Source organism: Daejeonella sp. (assembly GCF_049655485.1).
GTDB lineage: Bacteria > Bacteroidota > Bacteroidia > Sphingobacteriales > Sphingobacteriaceae > Daejeonella.
Genome location: NZ_JBASJU010000374.1, coordinates 1 through 2,826 on the forward strand (window position 1 = coordinate 1; position 2,826 = coordinate 2,826).

Genomic DNA, 2,826 nt, shown 5'->3' on the forward strand with positions numbered 1-2,826 from the left:
GTTTAGCTTTCCGTATCAATGGAAACGACTCAGCTTACGAATCAATATATCTCCGTCCCTCATTAGGGCGAGCGGATAATCAGTTCAGCAGAAATCATTCTGTTCAGTATTATGCATACCCGGATTATAAATTTGACCGGCTTCGGAGAGAGGCTCCTGGGAAATATGAGACCTATGCGGACATCGATTTGAATGAATGGATCACGTTACGGCTTGAGGTCAATGATAACAAAGCGGAACTTTTTATCAACGGTCAAAAAAACCCGTCTTTCATCGTTACAGAAATGCTGGGTACTACTTCTCATGGTCAGATTGGTCTATGGGTAGATATCGCAACTACAGGCTATTTTAAAGAACTGAAAGTTTTTCAACGGTAATCTGTATACTAGCCTAAAATTCCAGATAGCTGCGTATATTGGAAACAACAATGGCAGACCAACCTTCACAACCTGAGCCACTTATTGCTTATTTCCGGCAGTATTTTCCATTGAATGCGGTTGAGAAGAGCGAAGCAGGCAAATTCTTTACAGAAAGAACCATTCGCCGCCGGCAGTTTATACTCCAGGAAGGGGATGTTTGCAATCACTTTACTTTTATCGTTTCAGGGTGCTTTAAGATGTATGCTGTAACCGAAGATGCCAAAGAGCATATTTTACAGTTCTCTACTGAGAATGAATGGATCAGCGATTTAAACAGTTTTTATTCCCGCGAACCTAGCAAGCTTTTTATCGAAGCACTGGAACCAGCCCTTATATTACAGATCAAACATCAGGATCTATTACATCTCTTCACTTCTCATCACAAATTTGACCGAAACTTCCGGATCGTAGTAGAACGTGCTTACATACAGTTACAGGAACGAATGCTTGCGAATATCAGTTCATCTGCGGAACAGCGTTATGAGCAGTTTCTGAAAAACAATCCTGAACTTGCCAGGCGTCTACCTGGAACTCAAATTGCCTCCTATTTAGGTATTACCCCCGAATTCCTCAGCAAGATCCGTAAATCCATCGTAGGCAAGAGCCACAAATCTTAAACTACTTTAAGACTATTTCCTACACTAGGTCACGTGTAATTCATAACCCTTAATCGACCTTTGTCTTATAAATCAATTTTATGAGCACACAAGAAGAGAAATCAGCTATTGAACTGGTTATTAAGGAACTTACGGACACACTGAATCAGGGCCGATTCCATCAGATCCCGTTACTATATACGGAAGATGGGATTTTTATGCCTGACGGGTACAAATCAATTGAAAGCAGGAAATTAGCAAGCACCGCGTCAAAAAGTGTTATCGGTGACAACTTTAAGATTGCTATTCAGATAAAGCAAGTTGATGTGGATGGAAATTATGCTTTCGTTACAGCCATCGCTGAAGTTAGTGACGGTGAAAATAATGCCCCTAAAACAAGTCGGGACTTTTTTACACTGCGTAAAAATGGAGAGCAATGGAAAATATATCGTTACATGTTTAACAATTTCGCTCCTTCTTCGTTATCGTAAGAAGAAATGAAGTCCGCTGTATTACACCATCCAGGAGGGCCCGAAGCATTTTCTATCGAACAAAGGGCTATCCCTGTCCCTGCCGATAGTGAAGTGCTTGTCCACATCAAAGCCTTCGGTTTGAATCGTTCGGAACTAATGACCCGTAAAGGGCTCTCTCCGAATGTTGTCTTCCCGAGGGTGCTTGGTATTGAGTGTGTCGGGGAAATCGAAGACGATCCGAGAGGCCAATGGAAGCCCGGACAAAAAGTCGCCGCTTTTATGGGAGGAATGGGGCGCGACTTTGATGGCAGCTACGCGGAATATGCAGTTCTGCCGAGATCCATCGTCATGCCTTTTGAAAGTCATTTAAGCTGGACCGAACTCGGAGCATTACCGGAAATGTTTCAAACGGTTTATGGCTCATTGCACGCCTCGCTTAAGATTCAATCTTCGGAGACCATCCTTATTCGTGGCGGCACTTCATCCATTGGAATGTTAGCCATTCAGCTTGCTAAGCTTCAAGGATTGCAGGTTATCGCTACAACCCGGTCGGCTGATAAGTACAACATTTTGTTAGAGCAGGGTGCTGATCATGTTTTGATTGATGATGGCCATCTCATGACATCGTTAAAAGAACTAATTCCTGGAGGTGTCGATAAAGTACTGGAATTAGTAGGCACCTCAACCCTGCCCGATTCATTAAAATGCGCCAAGCCTGGTGGGATTGTTTGTATGACCGGCATGCTTTCCGAAACGTGGTCTATTGCAGATTTCGCGCCGATGGATTTTATCCCGGCAACGGTTTGCCTCACGGTCTACGACAGCGGCCAAATCCGTATCGGTCGGCCTGAATTCCAAAACTTTATTCGACAAATCGAGGCGGGAAAACTCCGTATAGCTATAAACCGTAGGTTTAGTCTCGAGGAAATCACAATGGCGCATGAATTGATGGAAAATAATTCCGGAGCTGGTAAAATTGTGATAACTACCTAATCAAACTTAAAAGCGAAAAATGAATACAGACCTAAATAACTGTCCCACCATCGAAGCTGATATTAATTTAGTCGATAAGTTAAGGCAGGAGGTAATTGCCGGCCTTACGAGTACCAGCAAAACCCTTCCCTCCAAATATCTTTATGATCAAACCGGAGATCGCCTGTTTCAGGAGATTATGAAAATGCCTGAATATTATCTAACGAATTGCGAGCTGGACATATTTAAGAACCGAACTGCCGAACTTGCAAGTATCGTTACTAAGGGCGCCCAGCCATTCGATCTAATTGAAATGGGTGCAGGCGATGCATCGAAATCTTCCTTTCTCTTAAAATACCTTATTCA

4 protein-coding genes and 1 pseudogene are annotated in these 2,826 nt (G+C 43.0%); all 5 read left to right on the forward strand.

The window, feature by feature from the left end; translation table 11 throughout:
• A pseudogene (locus tag WBJ10_RS15460) lies at nucleotides 1-377 on the forward strand (hypothetical protein); the annotation flags it as partial.
• Nucleotides 378-427: 50 nt separating this feature from the next.
• A complete protein-coding gene (locus WBJ10_RS15465) occupies nucleotides 428-1,036 on the forward strand; it encodes a Crp/Fnr family transcriptional regulator (protein WP_424291892.1) in 609 nt (202 codons plus the stop codon).
• A gap of 80 nt (nucleotides 1,037-1,116) precedes the next feature.
• Nucleotides 1,117-1,506, forward strand: a complete 390-nt coding sequence (locus WBJ10_RS15470; RefSeq protein WP_424291894.1) for a DUF4440 domain-containing protein — start codon at nucleotides 1,117-1,119, stop codon at nucleotides 1,504-1,506.
• A gap of 6 nt (nucleotides 1,507-1,512) precedes the next feature.
• Nucleotides 1,513-2,481: a zinc-binding alcohol dehydrogenase family protein gene (locus WBJ10_RS15475; RefSeq protein ID WP_424291896.1), complete on the forward strand. Its 969-nt coding sequence runs from the start codon at nucleotides 1,513-1,515 to the stop codon at nucleotides 2,479-2,481.
• A gap of 19 nt (nucleotides 2,482-2,500) precedes the next feature.
• A partial coding sequence (locus tag WBJ10_RS15480) for an L-histidine N(alpha)-methyltransferase (protein WP_424291898.1) occupies nucleotides 2,501-2,826 on the forward strand: 326 nt, incomplete at its 3' end.

Bases quoted from the DNA above. Each gene is read 5' to 3' on its own strand.
- WBJ10_RS15475 (WP_424291896.1), top strand. From the start codon at position 1,513: ATGAAGTCCGCTGTATTACACCATCCAGGAGGGCCCGAAGCATTTTCT.
- WBJ10_RS15465 (WP_424291892.1), top strand. From the start codon at position 428: ATGGCAGACCAACCTTCACAACCTGAGCCACTTATTGCTTATTTCCGG.
- WBJ10_RS15470 (WP_424291894.1), top strand. From the start codon at position 1,117: ATGAGCACACAAGAAGAGAAATCAGCTATTGAACTGGTTATTAAGGAA.